The organism is Brachybacterium aquaticum, assembly GCF_014204755.1.
In the GTDB taxonomy this organism is placed as follows: domain Bacteria; phylum Actinomycetota; class Actinomycetes; order Actinomycetales; family Dermabacteraceae; genus Brachybacterium; species Brachybacterium aquaticum.
Genome location: NZ_JACHLZ010000001.1, coordinates 1,506,775 through 1,528,055, shown reverse-complemented (window position 1 = coordinate 1,528,055; position 21,281 = coordinate 1,506,775). Strand labels below are relative to the sequence as shown.

Genomic DNA, 21,281 nt, shown 5'->3' with positions numbered 1-21,281 from the left:
CTGCTCCCCATGAGTGCGAGCGACACCGATGACCAGCGCCTCCTCCTGATCGACGGGCACGCCATGGCGTTCCGCGCCTTCTTCGCCCTGCCGGCCGACGGGTTCAGCGACGGCCGTGGCCAGGCCACCAACGCGGTCTACGGGTTCACCCGGATGATCATCAACGTCGTCGCCTCCGAGCGGCCCACCCACCTCGCCGTCGCCTTCGACCTGCCCGGCGGCACCTTCCGCGACCGCATCTACGACCAGTACAAGGGTGGCCGCGAGGAGACCCCGCCCGCGTTCCACGGGCAGATCGGCCTGATCCAGCAGGTCCTGGACGCCCTCGGGGTGCGCTGGCTGACCTACGAGGACTACGAGGCCGACGACATCATCGCCACCCTCGCCACCCGCGCCGAGGCGCAGGGGCACGAGACCCTGATCGTCTCCAGCGACCGCGACGCCATCCAGCTGGTGGGGGAGAAGGTCACCCTCCTCCAGCCCGTCAAGGGCGTCACCGAGATGCGCCGCATGACCCCCGCCGCCGTCGAGGAGAAGTACGGCATCCCGCCCGAGCAGTACCCGGACCTCGCGGCGCTGGTCGGCGAGGCCGCGGACAACCTCCCGGGCGTCCCCGGCGTCGGCCCCAAGACCGCCGCCAAGTGGATCGTCCAGTACGGCGGCCTCGCAGGTGTGCTCGAGCACGCGGAGGAGATCAAGGGCAAGGCCGGCCAGTCCCTGCGCGACCACCGCGAGGATGTCGAGCGCAACCGCCGCATGAACGCCGCCTTCACCACCCTGGACCTGCCCGAGGACGCGGCCCACTACGCCCTCGGCGGCGGTGACCGGGCGAAGGTGCTCGAGGTCTTCGACGACCTCGCCTTCGGCGATACCATCCGCCGCGACCTGCCCGCCGCCCTGCTCGGCGAGGCGGTGGAGGCCGACGAGGCCCCGGCACCCGCCGCGGACATCCTCCACGTCGAGGACGCGGCCGCCCTCGCGCAGCTGCTCGGCGACTCCGCCGACGTCCTCGCCCTCGACGTCGCCGAGGACGTGCGCGGCGGCGCGCTGCTCGGCCTCGCGACCGAGGAGACCGCCGGGGCCGTCGCGCTCGGCCGACTCGACTCCGAGGCGTCCGAGGCTCTCGCCGCCGCGCTCGAGGGCGCGCGCGAGCTGCGCATCGCCGACGTCCCCTCGGTGCGGACCTGGCTCGCCGAGAACGGCTACCGCCTGGGCGAGGGGGTGCGGGACCTGGCCCTGGAGGCGTTCGTGCTGCGACCCGGCGCCCGCAGCTACGACGCCGAGACCCTGGCCTCCGACCTCGCCGGGGTGAGCTTCGAGCCGAGGCCCCGCAAGCCCGCGGAGTCCACGCTGAAGAAGGAGGCCGCCGAGGTGAGGGCGGGCCACATCGCCCGCGCCGAGGAGCGCCTCGCCACCGCCGCGGCGGCCCTGCACCCGGCCGCCGCGGAGCTCGCCTCCCGCCTCGGCGAGGCGCCCTGGGCGGAGGGGATCCTCACCGACCTCGAGCGGCCCCTGCAGCAGGTGCTGGAGACGATGCACGAGCGCGGCATCGCCATCGACCACGACGCCCTGCAGACGCTGCGCGACGAGTTCGAGGGCTTCGTCGCCCAGGCAAAGCGCGAGGCCGGCGAGATCGTGGGGGAGGAGGTCAACCTCGCCTCGCCCAAGCAGCTCCAGGTGGTGCTGTTCGAGACCCTCGGTCTGCCCACGACCCGCAAGATCTCCTCGGGCCACTCCACCGACGCGGAGTCGCTCACCGACCTCATGGAGACGCTGGACCCCGAGTCCGCCGGGCACCGCTTCCTGTCCTGGCTGCTGCGCTACCGCGAGATGAGCAAGCTGACCGGCTACCTCGTGGGCCTGGACAAGGTGATGGACACCGGCGCCCGCGTCCACACCACCTTCCAGCAGACCGCGGCCGCGACCGGCCGTCTCGCCTCCACCGAACCGAACCTGCAGAACATCCCCGTGCGCACCGCGGAGGGTCAGCGCATCCGCGACGTGTTCGTGGCCGGCGAGGGCTTCGAGACGCTCATGACCGCGGACTACTCGCAGATCGAGATGCGCATCATGGCGCACCTGTCCGAGGACGAGGGCCTGATCGAGGCGTTCCGCTCCGGTGAGGACCTGCACAACTTCGTCGCCTCGCGCGTGTTCGGCGTGAGCCCGGACGCGGTCGACCCGGCCATGCGCTCCAAGACCAAGGCCGTCAGCTACGGCCTGGCCTACGGGCTGTCCGCGTTCGGCCTGTCCCGTCAGCTGCGGATCTCCCGCGCCGAGGCCACCGCCCTGCGCGACGGCTACTTCGAGCGCTTCGGCGGGGTGCGCGACTACCTCCACGAGTCCGTGGAGAAGGCCCGCGAGACCGGCTACACCGAGACCATCCTCGGCCGTCGCCGCTACCTTCCGGACCTCACCAGCGACAACCGCCAGCGCCGCGAGAACGCGGAGCGGGTCGCGCTGAACTCGCCCATCCAGGGCAGCGCCGCGGACATCATCAAGCTCGCGATGCTCGCCGTCGAGGCGCGGATGCGCGAGGCGGACCTGCGCTCGCGCATGCTCCTCCAGGTCCATGACGAGCTCGTGCTCGAGGTCGCGCCCGGCGAGCTCGAGCAGGTGCGCGAGATCGTCGAGGACGGCATGGACTCCGCCTACGAGCTCTCCGTCCCGCTCGAGGTCGGCATCGGCGTGGGCCGCACCTGGCGCGAAGCCGCCCACTGAGGGAGCGCGGGGCCGTCCGCCCCGTCGGCCGCACCCCCGCACGGGGTGCAGGACATCACACCGGGAGTGCGCCCGGCGCCCCGGCGCGCCCTCGCACACGGGGCACACGGCTGGTAGGCTTGTGAAGGTCTGTGCGCCTCGGCGCGCGGCGAACCCGCCTCTCGTGGGCGGAGCACGTCCCCCGACCCTACTCATTTCCTGTCCCGACGGAGCCCTTAACTACATGACCGACACCACGACCCCCCAGATCGCCATCAACGACATCGGTGACGCCGACGAGCTCATGGCAGCCATCGATGCGACCATCAAGTACTTCAACGATGGCGACATCGTCGAAGGCACCGTGGTCAAGGTCGATCACGACGAGGTCCTCCTGGACATCGGCTACAAGACCGAGGGCGTCATCCCCTCCCGCGAGCTGTCCATCAAGCACGACGTCGACCCCGGTGAGGTCGTCGAGGTCGGCGACGAGATCGAGGCCCTCGTCCTCCAGAAGGAGGACAAGGAGGGTCGCCTGATCCTGTCCAAGAAGCGCGCCCAGTACGAGCGCGCCTGGGGCACGATCGAGCAGATCAAGGAGGACGAGGGCGTCGTCACCGGTCGCGTCATCGAGGTCGTCAAGGGCGGTCTCATCGTCGACATCGGCCTGCGCGGCTTCCTCCCCGCCTCCCTCGTCGAGATGCGCCGCGTCCGCGACCTGCAGCCCTACGTCGGCCAGGAGATCGAGGCGAAGATCATCGAGCTGGACAAGAACCGCAACAACGTGGTCCTGTCCCGCCGCGCCTACCTCGAGGAGACCCAGTCCGCGGTCCGCTCGGACTTCCTGCAGACCCTGCAGAAGGGCCAGGTCCGCGAGGGCGCCGTGTCCTCCATCGTCAACTTCGGAGCGTTCGTCGATCTCGGCGGTGTCGACGGCCTGGTGCACGTCTCCGAGCTGTCCTGGAAGCACATCGACCACCCGTCCGAGGTCGTCGAGGTCGGTCAGAAGGTCAAGGTCGAGGTCCTGGACGTCGACATGGACCGCGAGCGCGTCTCCCTGTCGCTGAAGGCGACCCAGGAGGACCCGTGGCAGCTCTTCGCCCGCACCCACGCCATCGGCGAGGTCGTGCCGGGCAAGGTCACCAAGCTCGTCCCCTTCGGTGCGTTCGTGCGCGTCGAGGACGGCATCGAGGGCCTGGTGCACATCTCCGAGCTGGCCCAGCGCCACGTGGATCTGCCCGAGCAGGTCGTCACCGTCGACCAGGACGTCTTCGTCAAGGTCATCGACATCGACCTCGAGCGTCGCCGCATCTCCCTCTCTCTCAAGCAGGCGAACGAGGGCGTGGACCCCGAGGGCGACGACACCACCTTCGATCCGGCGCTCTACGGCATGGCCGCGGAGTACGACGCCAACGGCGAGTACAAGTACCCCGAGGGCTTCGACCCGGAGACCAACGAGTGGCTCGATGGCTACGACGCCCAGCGCGAGGAGTGGGAGGGCCAGTACGCGGCCGCCTACGAGCGCTGGACCGCCCACAAGGCCCAGGTCGCCGAGGCCATCAAGGCCGACGAGGAGTCCGCGAACGCTCCGGCCGCCGCCTCCACCTCGTCCTCCGAGTCCGCTCCGGCTTCGACCTCGTACCAGTCGAGCTCCTCGGACGAGGGCACCCTGGCCTCCGACGAGGCCCTGGCCGCCCTGCGCGCCAAGCTCACCGGCAACTGATCTCCGGATCGCTGCTTCGGACCGGCCCGGTCCCCGCACTGCGGGGGCCGGGCCGGTCCCGTTCCGCGAGGCGCTGCGAGCCCCGTCGGCCGACGGACCGCCGCGGACCCCGGAGACGAAGGCGCCGCCGAGAGGGCACACTGGTGCCATGACGACCGTGCTCGAGGACTCCCCGATCCACACGTGGCTGACCGACATGGACGGAGTGCTCGTCCACGAGAACACCGCCCTGCCCGGCGCCGCCGAGTTCATCGCCGCGCTGCAGCAGTTCGGCCGCCCCTTCCTGGTGCTCACCAACAACTCGATCTTCACACCGCGCGATCTGCGGGCGCGCCTGTCCCGCAGCGGCATCGAGCTGCCGGAGGCGGCGATCTGGACCAGCGCGCTTGCGACCGCCCGCTTCCTCGCCGAGCAGCAGCCGGGCTCGGCCGCCTATGTGATCGGCGAGGCCGGTCTCACCAGCGCCATGCACGACGAGGGCTTCATCCTCGCCGACACCGATGTCGAGTTCGTGGTGCTGGGGGAGACCCGCACCTATTCCTTCGAGGCGATCACCCGCGCGATCCGCCTGATCCGGGACGGCGCGAAGTTCATCGCCACCAACCCCGACGTCACTGGGCCGAGCGCCGAGGGTCCGCTGCCGGCCACCGGGGCGGTCGCCGCGATGATCACCGCCGCCACCGGCATCCAGCCCTACTACGTCGGCAAGCCGAACCCGCTGATGATGCGCACGGCCCTGAACCGCATCGGCGCCCACTCCGAGACCTCGGTGATGATCGGGGACCGCATGGACACCGACGTGAAGTCCGGGCTCGAGGCGGGCATGCGCTCCGTGCTCGTCCTCACGGGCTCCACCCGCGCCTCCGAGATCGCCCAGTACCCCTACCGGCCCACCGCCGTGCTCGACGGCATCGCCGATGTGGTGCCGCTGGTCGAGCGGCTCACCCCGCACGAGGCCGAGGAGCTCGACGAGGACTGACCGGCGCGGCCCGCCCTGCCCCGGCCGACGCGAGGACGGGACCCGGCCGACGCGAGGACGGGACCCGGCCGGTGCGGGGACGGGACCCGGCCGGTGCGGGGACGAGGCCGACGGGACGGGACGAGGAGCAGGTCACGGCGGACGCGGCCGCCCCGCCGCGGCACCCCGTGAGAGAATCGTGGGCATGCTGCGCTGGCTCACGGCCGGGGAATCCCACGGCCCCTCCCTCATCTCCCTGCTCGACGGCGTCCCCGCCGGGATCGAGCTGACCAGTGACGATCTCAAGGACGCGCTCGCCCGGCGCCGCCTCGGCCACGGCCGCGGCAGCCGCCAGAAGTTCGAGCAGGACGTCCTGACCGTCCACGGCGGTCTCCGCCACGGCCTCACCCTCGGCTCCCCGCTCGCGATCGAGATCGCGAACTCCGAGTGGCCCAAGTGGGAGAAGGTCATGAGCGCCGACCCGGTCCCGCGCGAGGACCTGCTGGTCGACGCCGGCACCGGCGACGAGCGCGAGATCGCCCGCAACCGCCCCCTGTCCCGTCCCCGCCCCGGCCACGCCGACCTCTCGGGGATGCTGAAGTACGGCTTCGACGAGGCCCGCCCGATCCTCGAGCGCGCGAGCGCCCGGGAGACCGCCGCCCGCGTGGTCGCCGGTCGCGTCGCTGCGGCGCTGCTCGAGCAGGCCGCCGGGATCCGCCTGGTCTCCCACACCCTGTCCGTCGGACCCGTGCGCGTCCCCGAGGGCGCGGCGCTGCCCACCCCGGACGATGTCGAGCGCCTGGACGCCGACCCGCTGCGCTGCTTCCACGAGGAGACCTCCGCGGCGATGGTTGCCGAGGTCGACGCCGCCAAGGCCGACGGCGACACCCTCGGCGGCGTCGTCGAGGTCCTCGCCTACGGCGTCCCTGTGGGACTCGGCTCCCACACCCAGTGGGACCGCCGCCTCGACGGCCGACTCGCCCAGGCCATCATGTCCATCCAGGCGATGAAGGGCGTCGAGATCGGCGACGGCTTCGACACCGCCGCCCGTCGCGGCTCCGCCGCCCACGACGAGATCCTCGCCGTCGGCAGCGAGGGCCACGAGGGCGAGGAGTCCTTCCCGCGCGTCAGCAACCGTGCCGGCGGCCTCGAGGGCGGCATGAGCAACGGCCAGGTCATCCGCGTGCGCGGCGCCCTGAAGCCGATCTCCACCGTCCCGCGCGCCCTGCGCACCGTGGACGTGTCCACCGGCGCCCAGGCCACCGCCAACCACCAGCGCTCGGACACCTGCGCCGTTGCCCCGGCCGCCGTGATCGCCGAGGCCGTGGTCGCGCTGACCCTCGCCGACGCGTTGCTGGAGAAGGCCGGCGGCGACTCGGTCGCCGAGATCCGCGCCCACCTCGAGGGGACGAAGGACCTGCAGGCGGCGCTGACCGACCGCCGCCCGGACAGCGCCTCGTGACCGACCCGCGCCCCGCCGACCCGTCGGCCGCGCGCCCGGCGGGCCCGCTGGCGATCCTGATCGGCCCCATGGCCGCAGGGAAGACCAGCGTCGGCAAGGCCCTCGCCGCCCGGCTCGGGGTCGCCTTCGCGGACCTCGATGCCCTGATCGTCCGGGCCGAGGGACGCTCCATCCGCGAGATCTTCGCGGCCGACGGGGAGAAGACCTTCCGCGCCCTGGAGGCGGACGCCCTCGCCCGTGCCTTGGACGAGCACGGCGGGATCCTGTCCCTCGGCGGGGGTGCGCCGCTGACCCCCGCCTCGGCCGAGCGCCTGCGCGGCCGTCCTGTCGTGCTGCTCGAGATCGACGAGCGCATCGTCGCCCAGCGCCTCGGCACCGGTGCGGACCGGCCGATGCTCGCCGGGGAGGACCCCCTGACCCGCTGGCGGGCCGTCACCTCGCAGCGCATGGAGGCCTATCGCGACCTCGCGCCCTATCGCATCGACGCGGGCCAGGGCAGCCCCGCCCTCGTCGCCCGCGCCATCGCCCGCATCCTGCAGCTCGACACGCCCTCACGGGTACCGGAGGAGACCGAATGAGCACCACGACCATCCCCGTGACCACTCCGACCGGCGGCTACGACGTCCTCGTCGGCCGCGGTCTGCTCGCCGACATCCCGACCCTCGTGCCCGAGCGGGCCCGCCGCGTCGTCCTCGTGCACCAGCCGAGCCTGCGGGAGGTCGCCGAGCAGGTCCGCGCCGCGATCGCCGAGACCGGTCGGCAGGCCTTCGCCGCCGAGATCCCCGACGGCGAGGAGGCGAAGACCGCGCAGGTCGCCGGGTTCCTGTGGGGCGTGTGCGGGCAGGCCGAGATCGGTCGCCAGGACCTCGTGATCGGGCTCGGCGGCGGCGCCGCCACCGATCTCGCGGGTTTCGTCGCCGCGTCGTGGCTGCGCGGCATCGACGTGCTGCAGGTCCCGACCACGGTCGCCGCCATGGTCGATGCGGCAGTGGGCGGCAAGACCGGCATCAACACCTCCGAGGGCAAGAACCTCGTCGGCGCCTTCCATCCGCCGATCGCCGTGATCGCCGACCTCGACGTGCTCGCCGGGCTCGGCGCCAATGACGTCGCCGCGGGCCTCGCCGAGGCGGTCAAGGCCGGGTTCATCGAGGACACCGCCATCCTCGACATCGTCGAGAAGGACCCGAAGGCCGTGCTGAACGTCTCCACCGACGCCTTCCGCGAGGCGATCGAGCGCGCGATCCGGGTCAAGGCCCGCGTCGTCTCCGCGGACCTCAAGGAGTCCGGGGAGCGGGAGATCCTCAACTACGGCCACACCCTCGGCCACGCCATCGAGCGCAACGAGCGCTACCAGTGGCGCCACGGCGCCGCCGTGAGCGTGGGCATGATGTTCGCCGCCGAGCTCTCGCACCTGGCCGGCAAGCTCTCCGAGGCCGAGGTGGACCGCCACCGCGACATCCTCGTCTCCCTTGGACTGCCCACCACGTACCGCGACCGCCAATGGCCCAAGCTCGAGGACGCCATGAAGCGGGACAAGAAGACCCGCGCCGGCCTGCTGCGCTTCGTGGTCCTGGACCGCATCGGCAAGGTCTCCCGCATCGAGGGGCCGGACCCGGCGCTGCTGCTGTCCGCCTACGCGGCGATCACCGAGGACTGACCGCCGTGAGCGACGAGCGGCGCCGCACCGCGACCGTGCGCGGGATCGAGCTGGGGCGCGGCCGGCCCGAGATCATCGTGCCGCTGGTGGGGGAGGACCTCGAGCCGCTCCTCGCCCAGGCGGAGTCGGCCCTCGCCTCCCCGGCGCGGATCCTCGAGTGGCGCCTGGACCTCTTCCGTCCGGACCTCGAGGACGCCGGGGCGCACCGGGAGGCGGTGCTCGAGGCGCTCTCGCCCCTGCGCACCGCCCTCGGCGCCGACCGGGCGCTGCTTGTCACCTTCCGCACCACCGCGGAGGGCGGGAGCCGGCCGCTCTCCGACCGGGACCTCGGCGCGCTGCTCGAGGCACTGATCACCGGTCGCCGCGCCGGCACCCAGTCCGCCGTGGACCTCGTGGACATCGAGACCGCCCGCGACCGGTCCGTCGTGGATTCCGTGATCGCCGCGGCCCGACGGCACGGCATCGCCGTGGTCGGGTCCTTCCACGACTTCGACGGCACCCCGGACGAGGCGCGGCTCGTGGAGCTCCTCCGCGCCCAGCGCGCTCGCGGCGCCGACATCCCCAAGATCGCCGTCACCCCGCGCAGCGCCCGCGACGTGCTCACCCTGCTCTCGGCGAGCCTCACCGTCGCCGAGGACCGCACCGGCCCGCACCTCGCGATCTCCATGGGATCGCTCGGCGCGACCAGCCGCGTCGCGGCCGAGGCCTTCGGCAGCGCCGCAACCTTCGCGAGCGTCGGCGAGGGCTCGGCGCCCGGCCAGCTCGCGGCCGACGAGGTCGCGCGGATGCTCGAGCTGCTGCGTCCCTGACCCGGCCTCAGCGCGCCCCGAGCGGTCCCTGCTGGGGATGCCCGCCGTCGGGCCCCGTCTCCTCGCCGTCGTGGAAGACCCGCTCGACGTACGCCGTCTCGTCGACGTCGTCCGTGATCAGGTCCTCGGCGAGGTCGTCGTTGTCCAGGTTCACCACCGGGATCGCACCGGTCTCCGCGGCGACCCGCTCGCGCTCGGCGGTGCGGGTGCGGCGAACCAGGCGCTTCAGCTGCGCGGCGGACATGGTCACCTGCCACTCGTTGTGCGCGGGCAGGCTCCAGCGCCGCCACGCGGCGACCCCGGCCAGCAGCGCCCCGACCGCGACCGCGATCAGCACCGTCGGGGCGGGCAGGCCCAGAGCGAAGACGAGCCAGGTCAGCACCGCGGTGAGCAGCGACCCGGTCGCGTACAGCGGGCCGCCGCCGAAGATCGCGGGGATACGCCCCACGAGCACATCGCGCAGCACACCGCCGCCCACCGCGCTCGCCACGCCCAGCAGCACCGCCGGCAGGGCGTCCAGGCCGTAACCGAGGGACTTCGCGGTGCCCGTCGCGGCCCACAGCCCCATCGCCATGATGTCCAGCACCGTCACCAGGCGACGCCACCACTGGCCCTCGGCGTTGATCAGGAACGAGAGCGCGGAGCCGGCCAGGGCGCAGGTGAGGTACCAGGGGCTGGAGAACGCGGCCGGCACGCCGAAGTCGAGGATCAGGTCGCGGACGATGCCGCCGCCGAGACCGGCGGTGATCCCGATGATCGCGAAGCCCACCACGTCGAAGTTCAGGCGGGCCGCGATCGCCCCTGCCGCGACACCCATGATGAAAACACCCACGAGGTCGAGCACGCGCAGGAGGTCGTTCGTCACGAGCAGCTGAAGCGGATCCACGCGAGCACCGTAGTACGCGCGCCCGCCAGTCGGAATGCTCCCGTGACCAGGTCGACCCGGCCCCGTCGGCCGAGCCCAGTCGGCCGGATCCCGTCGGCCGGTCCCCGTCGGCCGCTCCGCCCCCGTCGGCCGACCGCGCGCCCCGCGCGCCCTACGATCGGGGCATGGCTCCCGCACCCGCCCTCCACCGCATCGGCCTCACCGGCGGCATCGGCTCCGGCAAGTCCACCGTCGCCGCGCTCTGGCGCGAGGAGGGGATGCGGGTCATCGACCTCGACGCCCACTCCCGCGCGGTGCTCGACGTGCCCGGGGACGGGGTCGAGGAGGCGATCGCCCGCTTCGGCGAGGAGCTGCGCAACGCCGCCGGCACCATCGACCGCGCCGCCATGGCCCGTCTCGTCTTCGCCGACGACGCCGCCCGCGCCGACCTCGAGCGCATCGTGCTCAGCCGTGTCGACGAGGCCGTCGCCCGCGAGGAGGCGGAGGCCGCGGCGGCGGGGGAGTCCCTCGTCGTCCACGACAGTCCGCTGCTGCTGGAGAAGGGCAAGGAGGGCGACTACCGCGCAGTCGTGGCGGTGCTCGCACGGCGCGAGGACCGGATCGCCCGCGTGATGCGCGATCGCGGCAAGGACCGCGAGTACGTCGAGTCGATCATGGCCGCGCAGGTCACCGATCGCGAGCGGATCCTGCGCGCGGACCGTCTGGTGCTGAACACCGGCACCCGCGAGCAGCTCGCCGCGCGTGCCCGTCACACCCTGGAGCGCCTGCGCGCGGATGCGCCCTGAGCTGACAGCGCCGCCCGCACGTTCCGGCTGTCGCACCCGCGTCGTAGGCTGGTTCCCATGCGTCCTGTCACCGATCTGGTCCGCGCCGAGCATCCCTTCGAGGTCGTCTCCGAATACACGCCCTCGGGAGATCAGCCGCAGGCGATCCGGGAGCTCACCGAGCGGTTGAACAACGGCGAGCAGGACGTGGTGCTGCTCGGCGCGACCGGCACCGGCAAGTCCGCGACCACCGCCTGGCTCATCGAGCAGGTCCAGCGGCCCACCCTGATCATGGCGCACAACAAGACCCTCGCCGCGCAGCTGGCCGCGGAGTTCCGGGACCTGCTGCCCCACAACGCGGTGGAGTACTTCGTCTCCTACTACGACTACTACCAGCCCGAGGCGTACGTCCCGCAGTCGGACACCTACATCGAGAAGGACTCCTCGATCAACGCCGAGGTGGAGCGGCTGCGCCACAGCGCCACCAACTCGCTGCTCACCCGGCGCGACGTGGTCGTCGTGTCCTCCGTCTCCTGCATCTACGGCCTGGGCACCCCGCAGGAGTACGTGGACCGGATGGTCCAGCTCAGCCGCGGCGACACGATGGACCGCGACGAGCTGCTGCGCCGCTTCGTGGACATGCAGTACGACCGCAACGACGTCGCCTTCGAGCGCGGCACCTTCCGAGTGCGCGGCGACACGGTCGAGATCATCCCGATGTACGAGGAGCTCGCGATCCGCATCGAGTTCTTCGGCGACGAGATCGACGCGCTGTACACCCTGCACCCGATGACGGGCGAGGTCATCCGCGAGGAGGAACACATCCACGTCTTCCCCGCCTCCCACTACGTCGCGGGCCCCGAGCGGCTCTCCCGCGCGGTCGACTCCATCGAGGTCGAGCTCGGCGAACGGCTCGAGGAGCTCGAGTCCCAGAACAAGCTGCTGGAGGCTCAGCGTCTGCGCATGCGCACCACCCACGACCTGGAGATGCTGCGCCAGACCGGTTCCACCAACGGCGTGGAGAACTACTCCCGCCACCTCGACGGGCGCGGCCCCGGCACCGCCCCGAACACGCTGCTGGACTACTTCCCCGAGGACTTCCTGCTGGTCATCGACGAGTCCCATGTGACCGTCCCGCAGATCGGCGCGATGTACGAGGGGGATCGCTCCCGCAAGCGCACCCTGGTCGACTTCGGCTTCCGCCTCCCCTCGGCGCTGGACAACCGCCCGCTGACCTTCTCCGAGTTCACCGAGCGCACCGGTCAGACGGTCTACCTCTCTGCCACGCCGGCCGCGTACGAGCTGGGGCGCAGCGACGGCGTGGTCGAGCAGATCATCCGGCCGACGGGGCTGGTCGATCCCGAGGTGATCGTCAAGCCCGTCAAGGGCCAGATCGACGACCTGCGCGAGGAGATCGAGAAGCGGGTCCAGCGCGATGAGCGCGTGCTTGTCACCACCCTCACCAAGCGCATGGCCGAGGACCTCACCGACTTCCTCCTGGAGAACGGGGTGAAGGTCCAGTACCTCCACTCCGACGTGGACACCCTGCGCCGCGTCGAGCTGCTGCGCTCCCTGCGCCTCGGCGAGTTCGACGTGCTGGTGGGCATCAACCTGCTGCGCGAGGGCCTGGACCTGCCCGAGGTGTCGCTGGTCGCGATCCTGGACGCGGACAAGGAGGGCTTCCTCCGCTCGCGCACCTCGCTCATCCAGACCATCGGTCGCGCCGCCCGCAACGTCTCCGGCCAGGTGCACATGTACGCCGACCGGATCACCGACTCGATGCAGGAAGCGATCGACGAGACCAACCGCCGCCGCGAGAAGCAGATCGCCTACAACACCGAGCACGGCATCGACCCGACCCCGCTGCGCAAGCGCATCGCCGACGTCACCGACATGCTGGCCCGCGAGGACATCGACACTGAGACCCTCATGGCCACCGACTACCGCTCCGGCAAGGAGCGCGTGGCGCGGGACCGGGCGCGCGCGAACGCCGTCGACTCCGTGCAGGGCCGACAGATCGATCTCGGCGACGATCCCGTCGGCGCGCTCACCGGCATGATCGACGAGATGACCGCCCAGATGCACCAGGCCGCGGAATCCCTGAACTTCGAGCTCGCGGCCCGGCTGCGCGACGAGGTGCAGGAGCTGAAGAAGGAGCTGCGCGCGGTGCAGCGGTCCTGAGCCCGCTCCGGCCGGACCGTGGACGCCGGCTCTCACGTCGTGGCACGCTCGGATTCCATCGCGTCACGAGGGGAAGGCCGGACCCATGACCGCCGCGGAGAGCACCTCGACACCGCATCGGCATTCTCAGGACTGCTCCGCGGAGGCCGCCCGGCGTGCCCACACCGCCGCGCCCCGCGGGTCCGGGCATGATTCGGGAGACGGGGGAGGAGAGGACCTGGGAGCTGACCGGTCCCGAGGGAACTGTGCTCGAGATCCTCGTCTTGTCGGCGGCGGAGTTGGCGTGAGCCGGGTGCTCGGCGCCGTGCTCACGGCGGGGCACCGGCTGCGGCGGCTCTGGTGGCGGGTGCGCAGGCCGCGCACCTTCGGAGTGAAGGTGCTGCTGCATCCTCCGGAGGACCCTTTGCGGTTCCTCGCCGTGCGGCACTCCTACGTCGACCGGGACCGTTGGGCACTGCCGGGAGGCCGCTATCGTCCACGTCGCGAGAGCCCTGCCGAGGCCGGGCGTCGCGAAGTCGCCGAGGAGCTCGCCCTCGCGATCACGGGAGACCTCCAGGAGGTGACCGCTCTCGAGACGGTCACCGAGGGCAAGCGCGACCGGCTCACGATCCTCGTCGGCACCGCCGCCTCGAGGGAGGTGAGCACCTCGCTCGAGCTGAGCGAGGCCCGGTGGCTGCGCACCGATCTCGCGGACGTCCCGGATGGGGCGCCCCTCTCGCGCTGGCTGCGGATCGCGCTCAGCCCTCCGGATCCGTCGCCCGCTCCCAGCTCTCGACCGGACCCGGCACCACGGTGAACAGCGGATGCACCGTCGGCGCGGAATGCGCTGCGGTGAGCGCCTCGCTCCCGGGACTGCGCTGCGCGAGCTTGGCGAGCAGATGGCGCCATTCCAGGTCGACCTGTCCCCGGGTCACGGGGATCCGTGGCACGCCGGCCGCGGCATCCGTCGGCGCGTGGCCGGTGAGCTCCTCGGGGCGGCGGTCGATCCGCGAGAGGTCGAAGCGGTAGCCGCGAGCGGTCGCCTCCCGCGCGAGCACCTCGAGGTAGGTGCCCACGGCATCGAGCGGGGCGGGCTGGGCCCGGAACCGTTCGAGCTGCGGATGGGAGCGGTACCCGCGAGTGCGCCCGGCGAGCACGGCCTGCGCCAGCAGCGATTCCCGCCAGCAGCCCGTGAGACCCTGGCGGTCGAGGTGGCGGGGGTGCAGTGACCAGAGGCGCATCGGCCCATCCTCCCTCATCCGCCGAGCCGCGGTCGAAGGACACCCCGGGCACCGACGATCGTCGTCTGTCACAGTCGGCATCGCCCGATATCGTCGAGGGCACGCCCCGCCCCGTGGCGCACGGCGGGCCCCGCGGCGAGAGAAGAAAGACCCCGTGACACAGTCCCAGCGCTCCCGCATCGTGCGCCTGGCCGTCGGCACGGCTGCTGCGTCCGCCCTCGGGATGTTCCCTGTGCACCGTCTCCCGCGCCCGGTGCGCGTCGGACACGTCGCGCTCGCCGCGGTGCTGATCACCGGTGTCAGCCTCCTCGCCGCGCAGGGCCGGCCGGGAGCGCCGGACGACGGCGACGCGTCGCGCCTTCGCGGTCTGCGGACGCCGGCCCTCTCCGAGGCGGCGCTCGAGCTCGGCCTCGGTGGTCTGATGGCCGGAGCCGGTGCGGCAGGCCTCCGGCTGGATGGCGCGGTCGAGGGCTTCCTGCGTCGACGAGGCGTGCCCGCCCCGCGCGTCTGGATCGGGCTCGCCACCGGTGCGATGACCCTGGCATCGGTCCTGCTCGACGACCAGGACCCCGAGCACGAGGGCACCTCGACGCAGGAGCAGGTGCTCGCCCTCCTGACCCGGGAGGACCCGGCGGGCCTCGCCCCAACCACGGACGGCATGCCCGAGGACGAGTACGAGCCGGAGGCGCAGGCGATCGCGGAGCTGCTGGACACCGGTGTCGCTCCCACGGCGGCGCAGCTCGACGAGCTCTGGGAGCACTGGTTCTCCGAGCCGCTCAGCCCGCTGCTGGGCGCTCGACGCATGGACTCCCTGCTCGAGGAGCTCGCCGCGCTGGTCCCTGAGCACCCCGCCGTGTAGCACCCGCACCGGAGCGCGGGGGTCTGCCAGGATCGAGCGATGGGGACCCTTCGATGCGTGCCGCCGTTCGTCGTCCTGCGCGGGAACTCCGCCTCGGGGAAGTCGACGGTGGCACGACGCGTCCAGCGTGCCCTGCCGCGCGGCGAGGTCGCCGTGATCGGGCAGGACCATGTGCGGCGCGAGCCGTTGTGGGAGCACGACAGCGGGCAGGGTGAGACCGTGGGCCTGCTCGAGACGATGGTCCGGTACTGCCTCGGGGTCGGGCGGATCACGCTCCTCGGCGGCATCTTCGGCGCCGAGCGGTATCTCGGCATGTTCACGCGCATGCTGCGGGAGGCGCTCGGTCCGTGACTCGTGTACTACCTCGACGTGAGCCACCAGGAGACGCTGCGGGGCCGTCCCGGCAAGCCGATCGCGGGGCACGTGACCGCTGAGGAGGTCGCGTCCTGGTACCGCCCCCGCGACGTGCTCGGCGCCCGCGGGGAGCAGGTCCTCGGTGAGGAGCTCGCCGAGGAGCAGATGCTCGAGTGCATCCTCGCGGACCTCGCACGGCACGGGTGACGGTGGTCCTCCGCTTCACGCCGCGCCGGCCACCTCCGCACTGAGGCATCGGTCGCAGGGAGGCCAGCGGCGCTCACTTCTCCGCCGAGCGCTCCGTGATCGCGAGGTCCAGCGGAAAGTCGATCGGACTGCCGGGGAACAGCAGTCGCCCGGCCGCGTCGGCGCTCTCGCGGATGGCGGCGGCCGCGGCCTTCGCCTGACCGGCAGGGGCGTGCACGATCACCTCGTCGTGCAGGAAGAACGCCAGGTGCGCGCGGCGGGAGAACACCGGCCCCGAGGGCTCGGCCCGCTCCTCGAGCGCGGCCTCGGGCAGCTGCGCGAGCCGCAGCCGCAGCGCCGCCATCCAGGACAGCGCCCACTCGGCCGCGGTGCCCTGCACGACGAAGTTGCGGGTGAACCGCCCGCGATCCCGGGCCGCGCGCCGGGCGCGCTCCTGCTCACCGGCCCCCGCGTCGGGTCCGTTGGCGCTTCGTTGCGCGGCGGTCCAGGCCGCCTCCGGGGCGGGGGAGGAGCGCCCCAGCCAGGTCGTCACCGTCCCGCCCCGCTCGCCGGTCGCGGCCGCCCCGTCGACCAGGGCCATCGCGTCCGGGAAGGTCCGGCGCAGCCGCGGCACCACCCGGCCGCTGTCCCCGGTGGTCCCGCCGTACAGCGCGCCGAGCACCCCGACCTTCGCCTCCGGCCGGCTCGTGACCACCCCTGCCTCGACGATGCCGGAGTAGAGATCCTTCCCGGCCCCCGCCTCGATCATCGCCGCGTCGCGGGACATGGCGGCGAGCACCCGCGGCTCGAGCTGGGAGACGTCTGCGCTGACCAGCAGCCAGCCAGGATCGGCACGGAGCGCGGGCCGCAGCCGGCGCGGGATCTGCAGCGCCCCGCCGCCGCTGGAGGCCCAGCGCCCGGTGACCACGCCGCCCGGCACGTAGACGGGCCGGTAGCGGCCCTCCCGGACCCACTCGTCCAGCCACGTCCAGCCGTTGGCGGTCAGCAGGCGGGACATCTTCTTGTACCGCAGCAGCGGCTCGATCGCCGGATGCTCGTGCTTCTGCAGCTCCCACTGCGAGGTGGAGGAGACGTCGATGCCGGCGCGGTGCAGGGCGCGCAGCAGCTGTGGCGGCGAGTCCAGCGACACGGTCGGGTCCTCGAGAGCGGTGCGCACCTCGGCGGCGACCTGCACCATCTGCGCGGGGAGCGTCCCGGGGGAGGAGCGCGGCCCCAGGGCCTCGGTGAGGATGCGGTCGTGCTCGGCCACGTCCCAGGGGATCCCCGCCGCCTGCAGCTCGGCCGCGATCAGCGCGCCGGCCGACTCCGCCGCGAGCAGCAGCCGCAGCCGCCCCGGGTCCTCGGCGCCCGCGATCGCCGAGAGCTGCCGCTCGAGCTCCGCCCCGGTCTCCTCGATCCCGTCGGGCACGCCGTGGGCGGCCGACGGTCGGGCGTCGAGGTCGAAGAGTGTCGCGCCGAGGTCGCGCCGCGGCTCCTCCGGCTCGAGCGGGGTGTCCCAGTCTCTGCGCTCTCGCAGAGGACCGGGCTCCGTCACCAGCTCGGAATGGCGCAGGATCCGGTGCACCAGGCGCAGGTCGTGGCAGCGCTCGAGCGTCACCCCGGCTGCGAGCAGGCGCGGGTACCAGGCGGCGGCGTCGCTCCATACCCAGCGCGGCCGGTGCGCGGCCTCGAGCTCGGCGACGAGGGCGGGGAGCGCGTCGAGGGTGAAGGTCCGCTCGTCGAGGACGGAGCCGTCGGCCGCGACCTCGCGCAGCACGACTGCTCCGCCCGCCCCGCGACCGAGCACGCACCGCGCCGGGGCGGGCGTGGCGGTGCCCGGCGGGGGCGAGGTCACCAGCCCCGCTCGCGCCAGGCCGGGACGGAGGCCCGCTCGGCCCCGAGCGTGGTGTCGTCGCCGTGGCCCGGGTACACCCAGGTCGCATCGTCCAGCCGGTCGAAGATCCGTTGCTCGACGTCGTCGATCAGCTGCGCGAAGCGCTGCGGGTCCCGGTCGGTGTTGCCCACCCCGCCGGGGAAGAGGGAGTCACCGGTGAAGAGGTGGTCGCCCTCTTCGCCGCCGCGCCACAGCACCGCCACCGAGCCGGGGGTGTGGCCGCGCAGGTGGATGATCTCCACCCGCTGCTCGCCGAACTCGATCACGTCGCCGTGGGCGAGGGGCAGGTCGATCTTCTCCGCGATCTCCTTCGCGTCCTCCGCACCGGCGGCGGTGCGGGCGCCGGTCGCCGTGATCATCTCCGCCAGCGCCCCCACGTGGTCGTGGTGGCTGTGGGTGGTGAGGATGACGTCCAGCCAGTTGTGCTCTGCGCCCTCCGCGATCATCCGGCGCAGGGCGTCGGGGTCCGCGGCCGCGTCGATCAGCAGCTGGGCGCCGGTCGACCGACAGGTCAGCAGGTAAGCGTTGTTGTCCATCGGCCCGACGGACAGCTTGCGGACCTGCAGGTGCTCGAAGTCGCGCACGGCGGGCTCGCCGCCCGGCTCGACGTGTCCGGTGTACTCGTGATCAGCCATGGAGACAGTATGTCGCCCACATCTCCCCCGAACAACTGTTCGAAGGTCGGTCTGCGCCCCTAGAATGCCGGGGTGACTGATTCCCTGGTCGTCCGTGGTGCCCGCGAGCACAACCTCAAGAACATCGACATCGACATCCCCCGCGACAGGCTGGTGGTGTTCTCCGGCCTGTCCGGCTCGGGCAAGAGCTCCCTCGCCTTCGACACGATCTTCGCGGAGGGCCAGCGCCGCTACGTCGAGTCCCTCTCGAGCTACGCCCGCCAGTTCCTGGGCCAGATGGACAAGCCCAGCGTCGACCTCATCGAGGGCCTGTCCCCGGCGGTGTCGATCGACCAGAAGTCCACCAACCGCAACCCGCGCTCCACCGTCGGCACGATCACCGAGATCTACGACTACCTGCGCCTGCTCTTCTCCCGCACCGGCGAGCAGCACTGCCCCGTCTGCGGCGAGCTGGTCACCTCCTCCAGCGCCGAGCAGATCGTGGACACCCTCCTCGAGGAGGACGAAGGCACCCGCTTCCAGCTGCTGGCCCCCGTGGTCCAGGGCCGCAAGGGCGAGCACACGGATCTGCTCAGCTCCCTGCGCTCCCAGGGCTATGCCCGCGCGCGGATCGACGGGAAGAACCGGCGTCTGGACGAGGAGATCAGTCTCGACAAGCGCTACAAGCACACCATCGAGGTGGTCGTGGACCGCCTCGCCGCCAAGCCCGACTCCCGCCGCCGCCTCACCGACTCGGTCGAGACCGCGCTGCGCCTGGCCGAGGGCATCCTCATGGTCGACTTCGTGGACCTCGACGAGGACGATCCCGGCCGCACCCGCCGCTTCTCCGAGAAGCGCGCCTGCCCGAACGACCACCCCCTCGCGATCGACGACATCGAGCCGCGCACCTTCTCCTTCAACGCCCCCTACGGCGCCTGCCCCGAGTGCACCGGCCTCGGCCAGCGCCTCGAGGTGGACCTCGAGCTCGTGATCCCCGACGAGGACCTCTCCCTGGCCGACGGCGCGATCGCCCCCTGGGCCATGGGCTCCTCCGACCACCACCAGGAGGTCATGGCGGGCCTCGCCGAGGAGCTCGCCTTCTCCATGGACACCCCCTGGCGGGCGCTGCCGCAGCGCGCCAAGGAGGCGCTGCTGCACGGCAAGGACCACAAGGTCCACGTCAAGTACCGCAACCGCTTCGGCCGCGAGCGCACCTACTCCACCGGCTTCGAGGGCGTGATGCACTTCCTCGAGCGCCGCCACTCGGACACCGAGTCCGACTGGGCCAAGGACCGCTACGAGCAGTTCATGCGCGAGGTGCCCTGCCCCGCGTGCCAGGGTGCGCGCCTGCGCCCCGAGGTCCTCGCCGTCACCGTGGGCGGGCGCTCCATCGCCGAGGTGTGCGAGATGTCCATCCGCGACGCCCTCGCGTTCCACGACGGCCTCGAGCTCGGCGTGCGCGAGGCCGCGATCGCCGACGAGGTGCTGCGCGAGATCCGTGCCCGTCTCGGCTTCCTGCTCGACGTGGGCCTGGACTACCTCTCCCTCGCCCGCGCCGCCGCGACCCTCTCCGGCGGCGAGGCGCAGCGCATCCGCCTCGCCACCCAGATCGGCTCCGGCCTCGTGGGCGTGCTCTACGTGCTCGACGAGCCCTCCATCGGCCTGCACCAGCGCGACAACGAGCGCCTCATCGCCACCCTCGAGCGGCTCCGCGACCTCGGCAACACCCTCATCGTCGTCGAGCACGACGAGGACACCCTCAACGCCGCCGACTGGGTCGTGGACATCGGCCCGCTGGCCGGCGAGCACGGCGGCAGGGTCGTCCACTCCGGCACCGTCGAGGCGCTGAAGGAGAATCCCGAGAGCCTCACCGGCCGCTACCTCTCCGGCGAGCTCGAGATCCCCGTGCCCGAGTCGCGGCGGAAGATCGATCGCGACAGGAAGCTGACCGTCGTCGCCCCGCGCGCCAACAACCTCACCGGCCAGGACGTCACCTTCCCGCTCGGCGTGCTCACCGCCGTCACCGGCGTCTCCGGCTCCGGCAAGTCGTCCCTGGTCAACGACATCCTCTACTCGGTCCTCGCCAAGGAGCTCAACCGCGCCCGCATCGTCCCGGGCCGGCACAAGCGCGTGACGGGCCTGGAGCACCTGGACAAGGTGGTGCACGTGGACCAGTCGCCCATCGGCCGCACCCCGCGCTCCAATCCCGCCACCTACACCGGCGTGTGGGACCGGGTGCGCACCCTGTTCGCCCAGACCACCGAGGCGAAGATGCGCGGCTACACCGCCGGGCGCTTCTCCTTCAACGTCAAGGGCGGGCGCTGCGAGGCCTGCTCCGGCGACGGCACCCTGAAGATCGAGATGAACTTCCTGCCCGACGTGTACGTGCAGTGCGAGGTGTGCAAGGGCCAGCGCTACAACCGCGAGACCCTCGAGGTGAAGTTCAAGGACAAGAACGTCGCCGAGGTGCTGGACATGTCCATCGCCGAGGCGCTCGAGTTCTTCGACGCCGTCCCCGCCATCCGCCGCCAGATGCAGACCCTGGTCGACGTGGGCCTCGGCTACGTCAAGCTCGGCCAGTCCGCGACCACCCTCTCCGGCGGCGAGGCCCAGCGCGTGAAGCTCTCCTCCGAGCTGCACAAGCGCTCCAACGGCCGCACCGTGTACGTCCTCGACGAGCCCACCACGGGCCTGCACTTCGAGGACGTCCGCAAGCTCCTCGAGGTGCTGCAGGGCCTGGTCGACAAGGGCAACACCGTCATCGTCATCGAGCACAACCTCGACGTCATCAAGACCGCGGACCACGTCATCGACCTCGGTCCCGAGGGCGGCGCGGGCGGCGGGAAGGTCGTCGCCACCGGCACCCCCGAGCAGGTCGCGACGGTGGAGGGCTCCTACACCGGGCGCTTCCTCGCCCCGATGCTCGCGGCCGGGCGGAAGGGCCGCATGTCGAAGGGCGGCTCGAAGGGCTCCTCGAAGGCGGCGTCGAAGGCCGACGCGAAGGCCTGAGGGAG

Annotated in this window: 18 protein-coding genes; 14 read left to right on the top strand and 4 right to left on the bottom strand. The window is 72.2% G+C overall.

Annotated features, from left to right (window positions below):
• Positions 1-9 precede the first annotated feature (9 nt).
• From polA to aroD, 7 genes are all read left to right on the top strand, one after another.
• Entirely contained in the window at positions 10-2,721 is a 2,712-nt protein-coding gene (gene polA, locus HNR70_RS06840; RefSeq protein WP_184324986.1) for a DNA polymerase I, read from the top strand.
• A 223-nt stretch (positions 2,722-2,944) separates the two neighbouring features.
• Positions 2,945-4,423 carry a 30S ribosomal protein S1 gene (gene rpsA, locus HNR70_RS06835; protein WP_184324985.1) on the top strand — a complete coding sequence of 493 codons (1,479 nt, stop codon included), beginning with the start codon at positions 2,945-2,947 and terminating at the stop codon, positions 4,421-4,423.
• A gap of 148 nt (positions 4,424-4,571) precedes the next feature.
• Positions 4,572-5,402 carry an HAD-IIA family hydrolase gene (locus HNR70_RS06830; RefSeq protein ID WP_184324984.1) on the top strand — a complete coding sequence of 277 codons (831 nt, stop codon included), beginning with the start codon at positions 4,572-4,574 and terminating at the stop codon, positions 5,400-5,402.
• Positions 5,403-5,586: 184 nt separating this feature from the next.
• Positions 5,587-6,843, top strand: a complete 1,257-nt coding sequence (gene aroC, locus HNR70_RS06825) for a chorismate synthase (RefSeq protein ID WP_184324983.1) — start codon at positions 5,587-5,589, stop codon at positions 6,841-6,843.
• A complete protein-coding gene (locus tag HNR70_RS06820; RefSeq protein WP_312857597.1) occupies positions 6,840-7,421 on the top strand; it encodes a shikimate kinase in 582 nt (193 codons plus the stop codon). Before aroC ends, HNR70_RS06820 begins: the two co-directional genes overlap by 4 nt.
• Positions 7,418-8,500 carry a 3-dehydroquinate synthase gene (aroB, locus tag HNR70_RS06815; protein ID WP_184324982.1) on the top strand — a complete coding sequence of 361 codons (1,083 nt, stop codon included), beginning with the start codon at positions 7,418-7,420 and terminating at the stop codon, positions 8,498-8,500. Before HNR70_RS06820 ends, aroB begins: the two co-directional genes overlap by 4 nt.
• A 5-nt stretch (positions 8,501-8,505) precedes the next feature.
• Positions 8,506-9,309, top strand: a complete 804-nt coding sequence (gene aroD / locus HNR70_RS06810) for a type I 3-dehydroquinate dehydratase (RefSeq protein WP_184324981.1) — start codon at positions 8,506-8,508, stop codon at positions 9,307-9,309.
• A gap of 7 nt (positions 9,310-9,316) precedes the next feature.
• Here aroD and HNR70_RS06805 read toward each other — a convergent pair whose 3' ends face one another.
• Positions 9,317-10,195, bottom strand: a complete 879-nt coding sequence (locus HNR70_RS06805; protein WP_184324980.1) for a trimeric intracellular cation channel family protein — start codon at positions 10,193-10,195, stop codon at positions 9,317-9,319.
• A gap of 164 nt (positions 10,196-10,359) precedes the next feature.
• Here HNR70_RS06805 and coaE point away from each other — a divergent pair, with 164 nt between their 5' ends.
• The 3 genes from coaE to HNR70_RS06790 all read left to right on the top strand — a co-directional run bounded on the left by coaE (position 10,360) and on the right by HNR70_RS06790 (position 13,936).
• Positions 10,360-10,980, top strand: a complete 621-nt coding sequence (gene coaE / locus HNR70_RS06800) for a dephospho-CoA kinase (RefSeq protein WP_184324979.1) — start codon at positions 10,360-10,362, stop codon at positions 10,978-10,980.
• 57 nt (positions 10,981-11,037) lie between these two features.
• Positions 11,038-13,140 carry an excinuclease ABC subunit UvrB gene (gene uvrB, locus HNR70_RS06795; RefSeq protein WP_184324978.1) on the top strand — a complete coding sequence of 701 codons (2,103 nt, stop codon included), beginning with the start codon at positions 11,038-11,040 and terminating at the stop codon, positions 13,138-13,140.
• A gap of 283 nt (positions 13,141-13,423) precedes the next feature.
• Complete coding sequence (locus tag HNR70_RS06790) at positions 13,424-13,936, top strand: NUDIX domain-containing protein (RefSeq protein ID WP_312857596.1); 513 nt, start codon at positions 13,424-13,426, stop codon at positions 13,934-13,936.
• Here HNR70_RS06790 and HNR70_RS06785 read toward each other — a convergent pair.
• A complete protein-coding gene (locus tag HNR70_RS06785) occupies positions 13,878-14,360 on the bottom strand; it encodes a pyrimidine dimer DNA glycosylase/endonuclease V (protein WP_070501340.1) in 483 nt (160 codons plus the stop codon). The two genes, HNR70_RS06790 and HNR70_RS06785, sit on opposite strands and share 59 nt — an antisense overlap.
• A gap of 154 nt (positions 14,361-14,514) precedes the next feature.
• Between HNR70_RS06785 and HNR70_RS06780 the strand changes: the two genes are divergently transcribed.
• From HNR70_RS06780 to HNR70_RS15850, 3 genes are read left to right on the top strand one after another with little or no spacing between them, the layout of a single operon-like run.
• Entirely contained in the window at positions 14,515-15,219 is a 705-nt protein-coding gene (locus tag HNR70_RS06780; protein ID WP_184324976.1) for a hypothetical protein, read from the top strand.
• A 57-nt stretch (positions 15,220-15,276) separates the two neighbouring features.
• Positions 15,277-15,570 carry a P-loop NTPase family protein gene (locus tag HNR70_RS15855; RefSeq protein ID WP_246375169.1) on the top strand — a complete coding sequence of 98 codons (294 nt, stop codon included), beginning with the start codon at positions 15,277-15,279 and terminating at the stop codon, positions 15,568-15,570.
• Between the two features lie 18 nt (positions 15,571-15,588).
• Positions 15,589-15,780 carry a P-loop NTPase family protein gene (locus HNR70_RS15850; RefSeq protein WP_246375168.1) on the top strand — a complete coding sequence of 64 codons (192 nt, stop codon included), beginning with the start codon at positions 15,589-15,591 and terminating at the stop codon, positions 15,778-15,780.
• A gap of 73 nt (positions 15,781-15,853) precedes the next feature.
• Here the strand turns inward: HNR70_RS15850 and HNR70_RS06770 are convergent, their stop codons facing one another.
• Positions 15,854-17,614, bottom strand: a complete 1,761-nt coding sequence (locus tag HNR70_RS06770) for a bifunctional 3'-5' exonuclease/DNA polymerase (protein WP_312857595.1) — start codon at positions 17,612-17,614, stop codon at positions 15,854-15,856.
• Positions 17,611-18,288, bottom strand: coding sequence for an MBL fold metallo-hydrolase (locus HNR70_RS06765; protein ID WP_184324975.1), 678 nt, complete (start codon positions 18,286-18,288; stop codon positions 17,611-17,613). The genes HNR70_RS06770 and HNR70_RS06765 overlap by 4 nt, the downstream gene beginning before the upstream one ends.
• A gap of 72 nt (positions 18,289-18,360) precedes the next feature.
• Between HNR70_RS06765 and uvrA the strand changes: the two genes are divergently transcribed.
• On the top strand, positions 18,361-21,276 hold the full coding sequence (gene uvrA, locus HNR70_RS06760) for an excinuclease ABC subunit UvrA (RefSeq protein WP_184324974.1): 2,916 nt from the start codon (positions 18,361-18,363) through the stop codon (positions 21,274-21,276).
• Positions 21,277-21,281: the final 5 nt, after the last annotated feature.